This is a genomic window from Intestinimonas sp. RTP31139st1_F5_RTP31139_211217 (genome assembly GCF_040226735.1).
In the GTDB taxonomy this organism is placed as follows: Bacteria; Bacillota; Clostridia; order Oscillospirales; family Oscillospiraceae; genus Intestinimonas; species Intestinimonas butyriciproducens.
Window position 1 is genome coordinate 68370 of record NZ_JBCOAQ010000002.1, and the last position, 12541, is coordinate 80910.

Sequence of the window (12541 nt, forward strand, 5' to 3'; positions counted from 1 at the left end):
GGCTCCGGCGCCTTTCGGGGCTACCGCTCCCGTGGACGGGGCGCCTCCTCGTCGTCGTCCTCCTCGTCCACGCCGGGGATGAGGCGCTCAAAGCGGACGGTCTCCTCTGAGACCTCCTTCCCCTCATCCTCAAACATCTTCTCGGCGTATGCATCCGCTTTCCGCTTCAGATGCTCGATGCCCGCCTGAAGGGGCGGCGTCTCGTCCTCGGGAAACTCCAGGACCTTTTCGGAGACGGGGGGCTTTTTGGGCTTCCCCGGCGGCGGAGGCGGGGGAAGCTCCTCCTCCGGAGCCTCCTCCCCCTCTGACGGCGCCTCTTCCGCAGGCGGGTCCTGGGCGCGCATGCCGGGAAAAGGCACCACGTTCTGAGGCGGAGGCGCATGCCGGGCCTCCGGCCAGGGGAGGTCGGGGCCTCCGGCGGAGGGGACGTCGTCCCTCTGCCCTCCGCCGCCGAACTCGGCCAGGATCTCCTCCAGGGAAAATTCCGGGCTGCTATTCAGTTCATCGTCCCGGTCTTTTGACATATCGGACTTCCTTTTGCGTTTGATATCAGCCCAGCCGCTGGCGGACCGCCTCGTAGAGCAGGATGGCGGCCGCAGCGGAGGCGTTGAGGGAATTGAGCTTGCCCCGCATGGGGATACTGACCTTAAAATCGCAGCACTCGGCCACCAGACGGCCCATTCCCGCGCCCTCGCTGCCGATGACGATGGCGGCGGGACCCTTCAGATCCGCGTCATAGAGGCGGGTGGTACCGTCCGCCTCGGCGCCGAAGACCCACAGGCCCTCCTCCTTGAGCTCTTTGAGGAGGGCAGGCAGGTTGGGCACCCGGGCCACCGGGACGTGGGCCACCGCACCCGCCGAAGTCTTGGCCACGATGGCGGTGAGCCCGGCGGAGCGGCGCTTGGGGATGATGATGCCGTGGGCGCCGGCGCACTCCGCGGTGCGGATGACCGCCCCCAGGTTGTGGGGGTCGGAGAGCTCATCGCACACCACCACCAGGGGGGGGTCTCCCTTCTCACGGGCGGCGCTGAGAATCGCATCCACCGTGGCATACGCCCGAACGGCGGCCATGGCGATGACTCCCTGATGGGAGTGGGTGAGGCTCATGCCGTCCAGCTTCCGCCGGTCGGCCTCCACCACCACAATGCCCTTGCCCCTTGCCGTGGAGGCGATGTGCCCCAAGGCCGCGTCGGTCTCTCCACGGGCGAGATAGATCTTATCGATGGGGGTCCCGGCCCGCAGCGCCTCGATCACGGCGTTGCGGCCTTCGATGATGCCGTCGGCCTCCGCCATGGGCTCCGGCCGGCCCGTCCGATGTTCTCTCATGCTGGCTTGTCCTGCCTTTCCATTCAATCAGCAAACAGTATACCATATTTGGTCGCCGATAAAAAGAGAGAATACGGACCCATTCACAGAAAGTTTACCGCCCGTTTTCTTGTTTTTTAAGGTGTGGTGTGGTAAGATACAGACAAACTTGTTATGAGAAAAGATAGCAGGCGAATTGTTTCCAAAAAGGAGGACACGCCTTTTGAATCAGAACAGCGGCGGTAAGGGCCCCTCATCCAATAAGAATATGATGGGCATTGTCTCCATCATCCTCTGGGCTCTTGTGATTACTCTGATGGTGAACTTCCTGTACACCTCTATGTCGACCTCAAAATCCACCAAGATCAGCTACAGCGAGTTTCTCCAGATGGTGCGGGAGGACAAGGTGGAGCGGGTACTGCTGGAGAGCAACAAGTACACCATCTATCCCAAAGAGGAAAAAAAGCCTTCGGCGTCCACGCCTCAGGACACCTCTCAGCCGGAGGTGACCCCGATACCGGGGCTGGAAAATCTGGAGGAGGTGGCCGGCGCCGTCCGGTCTGAGCGCGGGGACGGCGACACCTATTACTGCGCCCCCATCGCGGATGACCGGCTGCTGGACATCCTGGACGAGCACGGCGTGGGCTATGAGGCTCCCTATATTGAGCAGCTCTCCCCCATCATCGAGTTCCTGCTCACCTGGATCCTGCCCACGGTGCTGATGATGGTGCTCCTCTCCTTCCTCTTCCGGAACATGTCGTCCAAGATGGGCGGCGGTCTGGGCGGCGTGGGCAAGGCCAACGCCAAGGTCTACGTGGAGAAATCCACCGGTGTCACCTTTAAGGATGTGGCCGGTCAGGACGAGGCCAAGGAATCCATGGTGGAGATCATAGATATTCTCCACAACCCGCAGAAGTATACCGAGATCGGCGCCAAGCTGCCCAAGGGCGCGCTGCTGGTGGGCCCCCCGGGCACCGGCAAGACGCTGCTGGCCAAGGCCGTGGCCGGCGAGGCCAACGTCCCCTTCTTCTCCATCTCCGGCTCCGATTTTGTGGAGATGTTCGTGGGCGTGGGCGCCTCCCGGGTCCGGGACCTCTTCAAGGAGGCCAGCAAGATGGCCCCCTGCATCATCTTTATCGACGAGATCGACACCATCGGCAAGTCCCGGGACAACCGGCTGGGCGGCAACGATGAGCGGGAGCAGACCCTGAACCAGCTTCTGGCGGAGCTGGACGGCTTTGACCCCAGCAAGGGCGTCATCGTCCTGGGGGCCACCAACCGGCCCGAGGTGCTGGACCAAGCCCTGCTGCGTCCCGGGCGCTTCGACCGGCGCATTACCATCGACCGGCCCAATCTGGCCGGGCGGCTGGCCACGCTCCAGGTCCACACCCGGAGGATCAAGCTGGCCGAGGACGTGGACCTCCGAAAGATCGCCCTGGCCACCGCCGGCACTGTGGGCGCAGACCTTGCCAATCTGGTGAACGAGGCCGCCCTCCGGGCGGTGCGTATGGGCCGCAAGACGGTGAACCAGGCGGATCTGCTGGCCTCCTTTGAATTCGTCATCGCAGGCAGTGAAAAGAAGAATTCGGTGCTCACTGAGTTTGAGAAAAAGCTGGTGGCCTATCATGAGGTGGGCCACGCGATGGTGGCCTATAAGCAGAAGAACGCCGAGCCGGTGCAGAAGATCACCATCGTCCCCCACACCGAGGGCTCTCTGGGTTATACCCTGCTGATGCCCGAAGAGGATAAGACGAACCTGCGTACCAGGGATGAGCTGATGGCCAAGATCACCGTCTCCATGGGCGGGCGCGCCGCCGAAGAGGTGGTGCTGAACACCATGACCAACGGGGCCTCTCAGGACATCCAGGAGGCCACCAATATCGCCCGAAACATGGTGGCCATGTACGGCATGAGCGAGGAATTCGGCATGATGGCCCTGGGCTCCGTCCGCAATCAGTACCTGGACGGCGGCTATGGGCTGGACTGTGCCCAGGAGACCGCGGCTCGCATGGACAAGGCGGTCAAGGACCTGCTGGACCAGTGTTATGGGGCCGCTGTGGCGCTGCTCCGGGACAATCTGGAGGACATGCACAAGGTGGTGGCCTATCTGCTGGAGAAGGAGACCATCACCGGCGGAGAGATGGTGGCCATCATCGAGGGCCGGGACCCCACCCAGGTGGAGGACGCCTATGCTTCCACCCGGGCCGTGCCCCAGAGCGATGAGCCTCCCGCCAGAAAGATCCATATCTTTGATGGGAGCCAGGACGCGGGGGAAACGCAGGAGCAGGAGTCGTTCCCCCAGGGGAGCGACCCAGGCTGGCCGGAGCCCGGCAAGGACGACGATGAGCTCTGATCAAACAAAAATACCGGGCCTGTCCACACGGACAGGCCCGGTATTTTTGTTCTTACAGCGCGGCGATGTGGCGCTCCACCAATTTGAGAAATTCCAGATCACTGGAAAAGGCGTCGGGCTCTCCGCCGCAGAGCCAGTCCACTGTGCCCTGCCAGGTGGCGTTCTGCCTGGTGAGGACATGGAGGATGAAGGTGGCCCGCTTTCCGGAGGCGGCGCTGACCTCCTCCGGAGACATAGCCCCCTCAGGCAGCACGCCGTCGCTGCGCTCGGGGAGCTTGTCGGGGGAGAAGGTGCGGATACGCTGGAAAGCCTGGGGAAAGTTCTGTGCCTCCAACAGCTCCTCCAATTGGAGGAGCAGCCCGCCCAGGTCCAGAAATGCCATGGGCGAGGTCAGGCGCTGGCTGTAAACTCGCCCGGAGACCCGGTTTCCGGCGATGTCGTCCACACATACGCGGATCAAGCCGTTTTGATGGTTCAGCTTCATGAGAAAAGGTGCCCCCTCTTGCGATCGATCGGTCAAAGACTGCTCAGCCGTTTTTCCAACCAGTCCGGGTTGGACGCATGGCGGAGGGCGGTGTCCCGGGAGACCCGGCCCCCCCGGACCAGTTCCAGGATGCTCTGGTCCATGGTGATCATTCCCAGCGCCCCGGAGGTGGAGATGACGCTGTCCAACTGAAAGGCCTTGGACTCCCGGATCATGTTCCGTACCGCCGGGGTCACAGTCATGACCTCGAAGGCGGGAATCAGCGTACCGCCCTCGGCGGCGAGGAGCTGCTGGGAGACCACACCCTCCAGCGCCAGGGCAAGCTGTGTGCGGATCTGCCGCTGCTGCTCCGGCGGAAAGGTGTCCACGATGCGGTCCACCGTGTTGGCAGCTCCGATGGTGTGGAGGGTGGAGATGACCAGATGCCCCGTCTCGGCGGCGGTCACGGCGGCCTTGATGGTCTCGGCATCCCGCATCTCCCCCAGGAGAATGACGTCGGGAGCCTCCCGCAGGGCGGCGCGGAGAGCGGCCTCATAGGAACGGGTATCGGTGTAGAGCTCCCTCTGTGTGACCACGCTCTTTTTGTGCTGATGCAGGTACTCCAGAGGGTCCTCGATGGTGATGACATGGGCCTCCCGGGTGGTGTTGATGGTGTCCACCAGACAGGCCAGCGTGGTGCTCTTGCCGCTTCCCGCCGGACCGGTAAAGAGGACCAGACCGTGGGGAAAGTTGGCGAAGGCCATCACGTTTTCAGGGATGCCCAGCGCCCTCCAGTCCGGGAGGGAAAAGGACACCACCCGGATGACCAGGGCCAGGGAGCCGCGCTGGCGGAGGGCGTTGACCCGGAAGCGGGAGAGGCCGGGGAGGGCGAAGGAAAAGTCGTCGTCTCCGGTCTCCAGAAAGCGTTCTATGGGGCGCGCGGCCAGAGAATAGAGCTCCTCCACCAGGACCCGGGTATGTTCGGGAAAAAGGCGCTCCCCCTCCCTGCAGATATGGCCGTTCACCTTGTAGGACACGGGCAGACCGGCGATCAGCAACACGTCGGAGGCCTCGCGTTGGACGGCCTCACGGAGGATTTCGTTGAGGGACATAGCAGACTCTCCTTCTATGCGCCCGGCAGGGCGCCGTTGAAAACAGGCAGATGCTCCCCCTCCAGGTCCTCTCCCTCCTCACGGGCAGGAACGACTTCCCAGGCCAGGATCGAGACGGCGCCGTCCTCCTCCCGGAGGAGGTGGATATAAAGGGATTGGGACTGGGTCATGGGAAGCGTGGCCTCCAGCTCCGGGTCGGTGTCCCGGCGGAATGCGTCGAGAAGTCCTGCGGCCTCGCTGTCCGCGGCATAGTAGGCTGAAACCGTATCCGCGTTGGTCCGGGAGAGGGCCAGATCGGCCCGGGCGGAGGTATAGGTGAGGGCGGAAAAGACCGCCAGGATCAGCACCAGCAGCACCGTGAGCACAGTGAGCACCCCCACGCCGATGGGGGAGGAACCTTTTTCTCTCATGAGGCAGCCTCCTCCTTCCGCACGGTCAGGGTGTAAAGCGGCACAGGATCTTCCATGGGAAAGCTGGAGAAGACAGATATCTGCACCAGAGCGCCCTCCTCGGAAAGTGAGACGCTGTACTCGGGTACCGAGGATTTCAGTAACGGGTCAAGGGTGGAGGTATCCGGCGTGCCGTCTGTAAAATAGCTGCTGTAGACGGGCAGTCCGGCGCGATAGCGTTCGGCGGCGTCCTGGGCGATATAGACCGCCTCTGTGAGCTGGGAGCTCTCCCGGCTCATGATCCGGGCCTGAGAGAGCAGTGTGACGCAGACCACGGCACACAGGGAGAAAATGATAAAGTCGCAGATGAGCTCAATGAGCAGAAGGCGGGAACGGGGCGTTGTCCTCACAGCGCACCCACCTCCTCCCGGAGCCCGCACCGGGGAGACAGTGAGACTGTGGCCCTCTCCCCGTTCGGGGCCGTAACAGTAAGGGTGAGGAGTCCGCCTTCAGAGGAAAGGGTCAGGCTCTGGAGCTCCAGGACAGGGATGCCGTCCTCAGGTAGCAGGCCGAAGCCCGCCTCGGTATAGAGTTCCCGGAGCTGCCCGTCCAGGCAGTAGAGGATGGTCACGTAGTCGGTACCGTCCAGATGCTCTGTGAGGGCCAGCGCGTCGGAACCGCCGAAGGTGCCCACCGCCACGCGGCCGGTCCCATCCGCCTGACGGATCTGATTCACCAGATAGCTCAGAGCGGTGCGGCGGGTGAAGTTCCGGTCGGATTCAGCGGTGGTGGAGCGGTAGACGCCGCTGGAAAGGAGGGCAAGCCCCATGGCCAGCACCGCAAAAAGGCCGCACAGGACAAAAATGGCGGCGGAGCGCAGGGCGCTGTGAGAACCATTCATAATGAGATCACGCGCTCCTTTCTGGAGAAGGATGGGGCGATGCGCGCCCGAGCCGGCGGGCGGACGGGACTCATGCGCCGCTTAAGGGGACGATGGTGATGTCGGGCATCAGGTTGGAGGCAATATAGATGTAGTCCACACGGAAGCGGTCGGCATCCACAGAGACGCCGTAACGCTCTTCCAGATGGGACAGATCCTGCGGGTAAGCGCCCTCCAGCGCATAGCACTGCACTGCCGCCCGGCGGACAGACTCCTCCGCCAGCGCCAGCGCCTCCTGATCCGCCCGGGCGCCCAGCGTCCCGGCGAGCAGGAACAGGACCAGGGGGACACAGATCAGCAGCAGGAAAACGGGCAGGGCCCAAGTAAAAAACCGTCTCATAGCCTCAGCCTCCAATGGCGGAGAGGACCCCCAGCAGCGGGAGCATCACGGAGAGGAGGACAAGGCCCACCGCCGCGCACAGGACGATGACCAGAAGATACTCAAAGCGGGAGAGCAGACGGCTCAGGCGCTCATCGGCTTCGGCCTGGCAGCGCCGGGCCAGCTCGGCCATGGCCTCCTCAGACACGCCGGTGCGGAACCCGGCGGAGAGCAGCCCGGCCTGGAGACCGGTGAGTACGCCTGCGTCCTCCACCGCACAGGGAAAAGAGGCTCCCTCCGAGACGCGGCGGCGGCAGTCCAGGAACCGTTCGGCCAGAGGGGAGCCCTCCAGCAGCTCGGAGGTCCGCTCCATGGCCTCGTCCAGGGGCAGTCCGCTCTGGAGCATCAGGGCCATGGCGGAGGAAAAGCGTCCGCGGGCCACGGCCTCGGCCGTGGCGCCCCGGGAAAAGAGGCGGACGCCCCGCTCCCCGCGGAAAAAGAGGAGCAGCGCCACCGCGCCCGCCAGCAGAAGGCCGGAGAGGATATAGGCGATGATCTGACCGGTGGAGCCGGAGCCCAGCAGCGCGGCGGCCACCGGGGAAAGGCCGGCCCCCAATTGGGAAAATACCTGGGAAAAGACGGGCAAGACCCGGCTGACCAGCACCAGGAACACTAGGGCGATCAGGGCGGCCATGACGGCGGGATAGGTCACCGCCCGGCGGATGGCGTCCAGGGTGGCGGATTCCCGCCGGTAATAGTCCGAGAGGGCGGAGAGCACCTGGTCCAAGCGGCCGGAGAGCTGGCCGATCTCCACCATCCGGAGCAGATAGGGGGGAAACGTGCCGGCGGCCTCCATGGCGCTGGAGAGGGGGACCCCTTCCGAGAGCGGCCCCTGCAGCTGGGTGAGCGCCGCCTTCACTCTGGGGGGCTGGCCGTCCTCCAGCAGGAGGCCGGCGCACTCCGTCCAGGGGACGCCCGCCCGGCTGAGCAGGGAGAGCTGCCAGCACAGGACGGAGAGCTCGTCGGCGGTGAGGGATCTGGTTGTCCTGGAACTCTGTTCGTTCATAGCGCACCTCACAGTTGCCATATGGGACAGGAAAACGGGCGGCCTGCTGCCGCCCGGTCTCCCGGCTGCTTAATAGGCGTACTTCTGGCTGTAGTTGCTTTCGTCGGTGACATATTTCATGATGGAGTTGCTGCGCTTTCCGGTGGAGGTAAAGGTGGGGTCCATCAGGGTCCAGTTCTCCCCGTCGAAATAGATCACCCTGTCCACCCAGCCCACGCCCTCAATGTACACGTTGATCCAGGCGTGATAGATCTCCCCGGCATAGCCCACCACCAGCTTGCAGGGGATGTTCTGGCTGCGGAGCATGGCCGACATCACAGCGGCGTAGTCAAAGCAGATGCCCTTCTTGGCCTCTAGCACCTTGTCCACGTCGGGGAGGTAGCCGCTCTGCACGGTGGCGGCCTTGTCATAGTCATAAGTGAAGTGGTCCACCACGTAGTCAAAAACGGCCGTCACCTTGTCCAGATCGCCGCTCTTGTCCTTGCACAGTTCCGCGGCCATAGACACGGTCTGGGAGCCGGAGGTGTAATTTACAAACTGGTTGGGATAGAGGAAGGGGAGAAAATCGTTGCGCAGGGTCATGGTCACGGAGGTGGAGTAGGCCTGGGCGTATTTGGTGCCCGAGGTGTTCTCAAAGACCTTCACCGCATAGGTGCCGTCCCCCTCGGTAAGCGGAAAGGTCTCGGTCGTCCCGGCATTGTTGAGGTCATAGGTGTAGGTGGTGCCGCCGGACTTGGTGATCTGCACCTTGATGCGCACGCTCTTGCCGCCGGTGTATTTTACGATGAGGTAGCCCTCCGAGAGATTGGAGGCGTCTATGCTGGCCTTGGCGTTGGAATAGACGGTGACGCCGGTCTTGACGGCCTCTTTTTCGGGGAGGCTGGAGGCCTTTTCCGCCTTGGCCCGGTCCCCGGAAGCCCCCACCATCAGGGTGGAGAGGGCCACCATCAGCAGCGTCAGGGCCAGGGTACCGGCCCGGTGTACAAATCTGTGTCTCATGAAAGGGGTTCCTCCTCTGAAACATGGGCAATGAAATCAAAGTCTCTGGTGTAGTCAAAAATTTCATCCAGCACGCCCCGTACCACGATGCGGTGGTCGGAAATGCCGATGGGTGTGCAGGAGGTGATGGTGATGCAGGAATAGCCGGTGGTGGCGATGGGCCCCCAGTCGTCGGGCTCCACCACCCAGGTGTCGTCATAGAGATAGCGGTAAACGTGCTGGCTGTCGTAGAGGTAGAGATAATCTCCTTCCCCCAGCTGATCCACATAGTAAAAAGGGGCGTGGTCCGTGATGTTCCCGTTTTTGTCTAGGCCGTTCCGGTGGCCCGCCAGGGAGACGTTCCGGTTGCCCTCTCCAGGCAGCTGGGCATACTCATAGAGCCCCACACCCCGGTTCAGGGTGGCAGCGTCGGTGCCGTCGTGGACGGCCCGGGTAATTTGGATCGCCGGAAGATACAGGGTCAGGCTGTCCTCCACATAGGCCTTGCGCTCCGCCGTGATGACCCACTTCCCTACCGGCAGACCGTCCACCTCCTCCGGGATGGCGGATGCGGTAGGTTCCGGTTCCGGCGTGCCCTCCGGTACGGGCTCCGGCAGGGGGACGGCGGTGGGCGAGGGCGTAGGCGCGGGCTGGACCGGCTGGCCGCCGCGGGGCAGAAGCAGCGCCAGGGCGGCGATCAGGCACACCACGGCGCATAGGACCAGGACGGCCACCCAAAACTGTTTGGAACGGAATTTCATAGTCTCAGCCCAGCTCCAATTCCCGGACGCGGACGGTCAGCTTCAGAAAGTTACGCCGATGCTGCTGGTAAAATGCGTTGACCACCCGATCCATGACCATGTTGCTGTCCTCAAAGTTGGCGGCGGGCAGCATGACGACAAACTGAGCCCCGCTGAATTTGGAAACCACGTCGCCCCTGCGCAGGCTGCGGACCAGCACGTCCTGAAGCTGCTCCATGGTGGAGGAGAGGACCTTGAGGGGCGGTACGCTCCCGTCCGGCAGGGAGACGGTGATCAGGCACAGATGGACGCAGGCGCCGCTGCGGACGGCCCTGCGGACCTCCAGCCGGTAGGCCTCCCGGAAAAAACCGTATTCACAGACAAAGGCGCCGGGCCGGGCGGCGGTCTCCTTCAGATCGGCCATAATGGCCCCCAGATCGGTCTCAAGGGTCTTTTCCGTGGCCATGATCTCGGTGTAGAGCGCGCGCAGCTCCTCCGAGGGACGCACCCCCAGATTGCGGTAGAGAAGGTCGGTGGCCTTCTCATAGTGATCCAGGGCGGCGGCGTCCTTGCCCTGCCGGAGGAGAGAACGGACGATCAGGGTGTGAAGGCCCTCGTCCAGATTGTCCAGACTGCTGGCCCGCTGGCAGACGAGCTGCATCTCGTCGAAGAGCTCGGCGCGGTCCAGTAGGGCGGCCAGGGCCTTCACGGCCTCTAGGTACAGCGTATGATAATGGACCGAGAGAGGGATCAGCCACATCTGATGGTTTAGCTTGGGCAGCAGATCGCCCTGATAAAGGGCCACCGCCTGCCGGTAGAGTTCTATGCGTGCGGCGTCGGGCAGATCTTCGTTGGAGGCCTGAAAGCAGAGGGCCTCGAACCGGTCGGCGTCCAGCTCGCAGGTCACCGCAGGGTTCCAGGAGTAAGCCCCCCGCTGGGCCAGGATGGGTTGGACCTCGGGGCCAAAGAGGGGCTCCAGCATGGCGCGAATCCGGTACAGAAGGGTCTTGAGCGCATTGACCGGATTGGAGCTGTTGTCCTCCGGCCAGAAGAGCTCGATAAATTCCGACTGGGGCACAGGACGGTTCCGATGCAGGACAAGGTAGGCCAGGACGCTCCACAGCTTCAGGGAGCGATTAATATCATCCGTCAGGGTCGCGCCATTCATCTCCAGAGAGAAGCCGCCCAGCAGAGAAATCGACACGGTACCAGCGTAGACCGAGGGCTCGGCGGACTTTTTCATGCGCAGGGCCTCCTTTTCCAACTGCCCTTCCGGCAGATATTGATACAGATTTCATTATAACGCAATCACCGGCCGGATGGAAGCATCTTTTTTTCGGAAATGAGGGGAAACAGGGGAAAACACGAATTTTGGTCATTTTTACAACGGAAAATGGGGGGCACACCTGCTGTATAACGGGTGAGAGCCTTGCTATTCCGACCTTGGTGATGTAAAATAAGGAAAATCATCACAACAACGACGGAGGCACCGACATGGAGCGGACCTATTCTCTCATACATCCGGATCTTCTTACCATTACAGAGGGAGAGCGGACCTGGAGGGGCGCCGACCAGGAGTGGTTTGGCGACGAGTGGCAGCGAAAGGCCGGCTGCGCGCCTACGGCGGCGGCTATGCTGGTGAGCTATCTGGCGCAGACCCGCCCCCCTTGCCGGCCGCTCTATCCCTCCGGGAGCTGGGAGCGGATGGATGTGACGGCCCTGATGGACGAGCTGTGGGCGCATGTTACGCCGGGGAAAAAGGGGGTCAACACCCTGCACCTCTTCACCAAGGGCTTTGCCGGCTTTGCCGCGCAGAAGGGCGTGCAGATCTCCCTGCGGACTTTGGATATCCCGCGGTTCAAGCTGGCCCGGCCCACCGTGGACCAGTGCGCCGCGTTCCTGCGCTCCGCGCTGGAGGCGGACTCTCCGGTGGCCTGGCTCAACCTGCACAGCGGAGAGGCCAAAGGGCTGGACGACTGGCATTGGGTGACGGTGATCGGCCTGGAGGAACACAGTGACGGCCCCCTTCTGTGCACGGTTTTGGACGGCGGGCGGGAGATCACGGCGGACTTTCGGCTCTGGTTCCGGACCACCAAGCTGGGCGGCGGGCTCGTGGCGCCGGCGGGAGGCTGAGCCGGGATGCGGACATGGTTGACGGCCCACTGGGCGGTAGCGGGGCTCTGGGTGCTCTTCCTGAGCGCTGTGGATTTTGCCCTCATGGGGGTGGACAAGTGGAAGGCAAAACGGGATGCTTGGAGGATCCCGGAGCTTACCCTCTGGGCCTTTGCCCTGCTGGGCGGTGCGCCGGGCGGGTATTTGGGCATGCGGTGCTTCCGCCACAAGACGCGGCATTGGTATTTCAAATTCGGATTTCCTGCCCTGGCGGTCCTGGACCTGACCGCGCTGGTTTGGCTGGCGCTGGGATGAGTCCGCCGTTTTTCCGTATGCGGGTCTGCGTTCGGGGCCGGAGCCGGTCCCTTGGATGTCACCGGATGGATAAAGATTTCTCCTTGACAATCTCCGGATGAAATGCTATGATAAAGAAGCTGTTTTGATGTATGAAATGATTGGCGCCCTCCCCTGATCGTTTATACGGATTGGGGAAGGGCGCCTTTTTGTCTCACAAAACAAGTTCTTTTTAGGAGGTATCCGATATGTATCAGGGTACTGTGAAGTGGTTCAACGCGGAGAAGGGCTTCGGCTTCATCTCCAATGACGATGGCGGCGAGGACGTGTTCGTCCACTTTTCCGCCATTCAGACGGATGGCTACCGTCAGCTCGCCGAGGGCCAGAAGGTCACCTTTGACACGGAGCCCGATCCCCGTGGGAACCGGGGCCTGCGCGCCGTGAACGTGATCCCCGGCTGAAAAGGCAGC

The 12541-nt window shown here is 62.9% G+C and carries 16 protein-coding genes; 4 read left to right on the top strand and 12 right to left on the bottom strand.

Translation table 11 applies throughout. The features are described from left to right. Positions 1-20: 20 nt before the first annotated feature. Both ABUA09_RS02560 and rlmB read right to left on the bottom strand, forming a co-directional pair. Positions 21-524: a hypothetical protein gene (locus ABUA09_RS02560; RefSeq protein WP_349949067.1), complete on the bottom strand. Its 504-nt coding sequence runs from the start codon at positions 522-524 to the stop codon at positions 21-23. A 25-nt stretch (positions 525-549) separates the two neighbouring features. After that, complete coding sequence (gene rlmB, locus ABUA09_RS02565; RefSeq protein ID WP_349949068.1) at positions 550-1326, bottom strand: 23S rRNA (guanosine(2251)-2'-O)-methyltransferase RlmB; 777 nt, start codon at positions 1324-1326, stop codon at positions 550-552. A 247-nt stretch (positions 1327-1573) separates the two neighbouring features. Between rlmB and ftsH the strand changes: the two genes are divergently transcribed. Beyond that, complete coding sequence (gene ftsH / locus ABUA09_RS02570) at positions 1574-3658, top strand: ATP-dependent zinc metalloprotease FtsH (protein WP_195608466.1); 2085 nt, start codon at positions 1574-1576, stop codon at positions 3656-3658. A gap of 52 nt (positions 3659-3710) precedes the next feature. Here ftsH and ABUA09_RS02575 read toward each other — a convergent pair whose 3' ends face one another. The 10 genes from ABUA09_RS02575 to ABUA09_RS02620 all read right to left on the bottom strand — a co-directional run bounded on the left by ABUA09_RS02575 (position 3711) and on the right by ABUA09_RS02620 (position 10908). Then, positions 3711-4142, bottom strand: a complete 432-nt coding sequence (locus ABUA09_RS02575; RefSeq protein WP_195614639.1) for a hypothetical protein — start codon at positions 4140-4142, stop codon at positions 3711-3713. Between the two features lie 32 nt (positions 4143-4174). Continuing rightward, a complete protein-coding gene (locus ABUA09_RS02580) occupies positions 4175-5233 on the bottom strand; it encodes a type IV pilus twitching motility protein PilT (RefSeq protein ID WP_033117644.1) in 1059 nt (352 codons plus the stop codon). A 14-nt stretch (positions 5234-5247) separates the two neighbouring features. Further along, the gene (locus tag ABUA09_RS02585) at positions 5248-5643 is read right to left on the bottom strand and encodes a hypothetical protein (RefSeq protein WP_033117645.1); all 396 of its coding nucleotides are present in this window, start codon (positions 5641-5643) and stop codon (positions 5248-5250) included. Further along, positions 5640-6032, bottom strand: a complete 393-nt coding sequence (locus ABUA09_RS02590; protein WP_058116705.1) for a type IV pilus modification PilV family protein — start codon at positions 6030-6032, stop codon at positions 5640-5642. Before ABUA09_RS02590 ends, ABUA09_RS02585 begins: the two co-directional genes overlap by 4 nt. Continuing rightward, positions 6029-6523 carry a DUF4860 domain-containing protein gene (locus ABUA09_RS02595; protein WP_349949069.1) on the bottom strand — a complete coding sequence of 165 codons (495 nt, stop codon included), beginning with the start codon at positions 6521-6523 and terminating at the stop codon, positions 6029-6031. The genes ABUA09_RS02590 and ABUA09_RS02595 overlap by 4 nt, the downstream gene beginning before the upstream one ends. Positions 6524-6593: 70 nt before the next feature. After that, the gene (locus ABUA09_RS02600; protein WP_033117647.1) at positions 6594-6902 is read right to left on the bottom strand and encodes a hypothetical protein; all 309 of its coding nucleotides are present in this window, start codon (positions 6900-6902) and stop codon (positions 6594-6596) included. 4 nt (positions 6903-6906) lie between these two features. Further along, positions 6907-7947 carry a type II secretion system F family protein gene (locus ABUA09_RS02605; RefSeq protein ID WP_033117648.1) on the bottom strand — a complete coding sequence of 347 codons (1041 nt, stop codon included), beginning with the start codon at positions 7945-7947 and terminating at the stop codon, positions 6907-6909. Positions 7948-8016: 69 nt separating this feature from the next. Continuing rightward, the gene (locus ABUA09_RS02610; protein ID WP_279202799.1) at positions 8017-8946 is read right to left on the bottom strand and encodes a transglutaminase-like domain-containing protein; all 930 of its coding nucleotides are present in this window, start codon (positions 8944-8946) and stop codon (positions 8017-8019) included. Then, positions 8943-9686 (bottom strand): sortase, encoded by a 744-nt coding sequence (locus ABUA09_RS02615; RefSeq protein ID WP_195614642.1) that lies wholly within the window; start codon positions 9684-9686, stop codon positions 8943-8945. The genes ABUA09_RS02610 and ABUA09_RS02615 overlap by 4 nt, the downstream gene beginning before the upstream one ends. Before the next feature lie 4 nt (positions 9687-9690). Further along, positions 9691-10908 (bottom strand): AfsR/SARP family transcriptional regulator, encoded by a 1218-nt coding sequence (locus ABUA09_RS02620; RefSeq protein WP_033117650.1) that lies wholly within the window; start codon positions 10906-10908, stop codon positions 9691-9693. 251 nt (positions 10909-11159) lie between these two features. Between ABUA09_RS02620 and ABUA09_RS02625 the strand changes: the two genes are divergently transcribed. From ABUA09_RS02625 to ABUA09_RS02635, 3 genes are all read left to right on the top strand, one after another. Beyond that, the gene (locus ABUA09_RS02625; RefSeq protein ID WP_033117651.1) at positions 11160-11798 is read left to right on the top strand and encodes a hypothetical protein; all 639 of its coding nucleotides are present in this window, start codon (positions 11160-11162) and stop codon (positions 11796-11798) included. A gap of 6 nt (positions 11799-11804) precedes the next feature. Beyond that, the gene (locus ABUA09_RS02630; protein ID WP_033117652.1) at positions 11805-12092 is read left to right on the top strand and encodes a DUF1294 domain-containing protein; all 288 of its coding nucleotides are present in this window, start codon (positions 11805-11807) and stop codon (positions 12090-12092) included. A gap of 227 nt (positions 12093-12319) precedes the next feature. Next, on the top strand, positions 12320-12532 hold the full coding sequence (locus ABUA09_RS02635) for a cold-shock protein (protein WP_033117653.1): 213 nt from the start codon (positions 12320-12322) through the stop codon (positions 12530-12532). Positions 12533-12541: the final 9 nt, after the last annotated feature.

What these genes read in the sequence shown, in the direction of transcription:
- ABUA09_RS02560 (WP_349949067.1), bottom strand. Translation starts at nt 524, where the DNA reads ATGTCAAAAGACCGGGACGATGAACTGAATAGCAGCCCGGAATTTTCC.
- ABUA09_RS02630 (WP_033117652.1), top strand. Translation starts at nt 11,805, where the DNA reads ATGCGGACATGGTTGACGGCCCACTGGGCGGTAGCGGGGCTCTGGGTG.
- ABUA09_RS02635 (WP_033117653.1), top strand. Translation starts at nt 12,320, where the DNA reads ATGTATCAGGGTACTGTGAAGTGGTTCAACGCGGAGAAGGGCTTCGGC.
- ABUA09_RS02605 (WP_033117648.1), bottom strand. Translation starts at nt 7,947, where the DNA reads ATGAACGAACAGAGTTCCAGGACAACCAGATCCCTCACCGCCGACGAG.
- ABUA09_RS02625 (WP_033117651.1), top strand. Translation starts at nt 11,160, where the DNA reads ATGGAGCGGACCTATTCTCTCATACATCCGGATCTTCTTACCATTACA.
- ABUA09_RS02615 (WP_195614642.1), bottom strand. Translation starts at nt 9,686, where the DNA reads ATGAAATTCCGTTCCAAACAGTTTTGGGTGGCCGTCCTGGTCCTATGC.
- ABUA09_RS02610 (WP_279202799.1), bottom strand. Translation starts at nt 8,946, where the DNA reads ATGAGACACAGATTTGTACACCGGGCCGGTACCCTGGCCCTGACGCTG.
- rlmB (WP_349949068.1), bottom strand. Translation starts at nt 1,326, where the DNA reads ATGAGAGAACATCGGACGGGCCGGCCGGAGCCCATGGCGGAGGCCGAC.
- ftsH (WP_195608466.1), top strand. Translation starts at nt 1,574, where the DNA reads ATGATGGGCATTGTCTCCATCATCCTCTGGGCTCTTGTGATTACTCTG.
- ABUA09_RS02580 (WP_033117644.1), bottom strand. Translation starts at nt 5,233, where the DNA reads ATGTCCCTCAACGAAATCCTCCGTGAGGCCGTCCAACGCGAGGCCTCC.
- ABUA09_RS02595 (WP_349949069.1), bottom strand. Translation starts at nt 6,523, where the DNA reads ATGAATGGTTCTCACAGCGCCCTGCGCTCCGCCGCCATTTTTGTCCTG.
- ABUA09_RS02620 (WP_033117650.1), bottom strand. Translation starts at nt 10,908, where the DNA reads ATGAAAAAGTCCGCCGAGCCCTCGGTCTACGCTGGTACCGTGTCGATT.
- ABUA09_RS02600 (WP_033117647.1), bottom strand. Translation starts at nt 6,902, where the DNA reads ATGAGACGGTTTTTTACTTGGGCCCTGCCCGTTTTCCTGCTGCTGATC.
- ABUA09_RS02585 (WP_033117645.1), bottom strand. Translation starts at nt 5,643, where the DNA reads ATGAGAGAAAAAGGTTCCTCCCCCATCGGCGTGGGGGTGCTCACTGTG.
- ABUA09_RS02575 (WP_195614639.1), bottom strand. Translation starts at nt 4,142, where the DNA reads ATGAAGCTGAACCATCAAAACGGCTTGATCCGCGTATGTGTGGACGAC.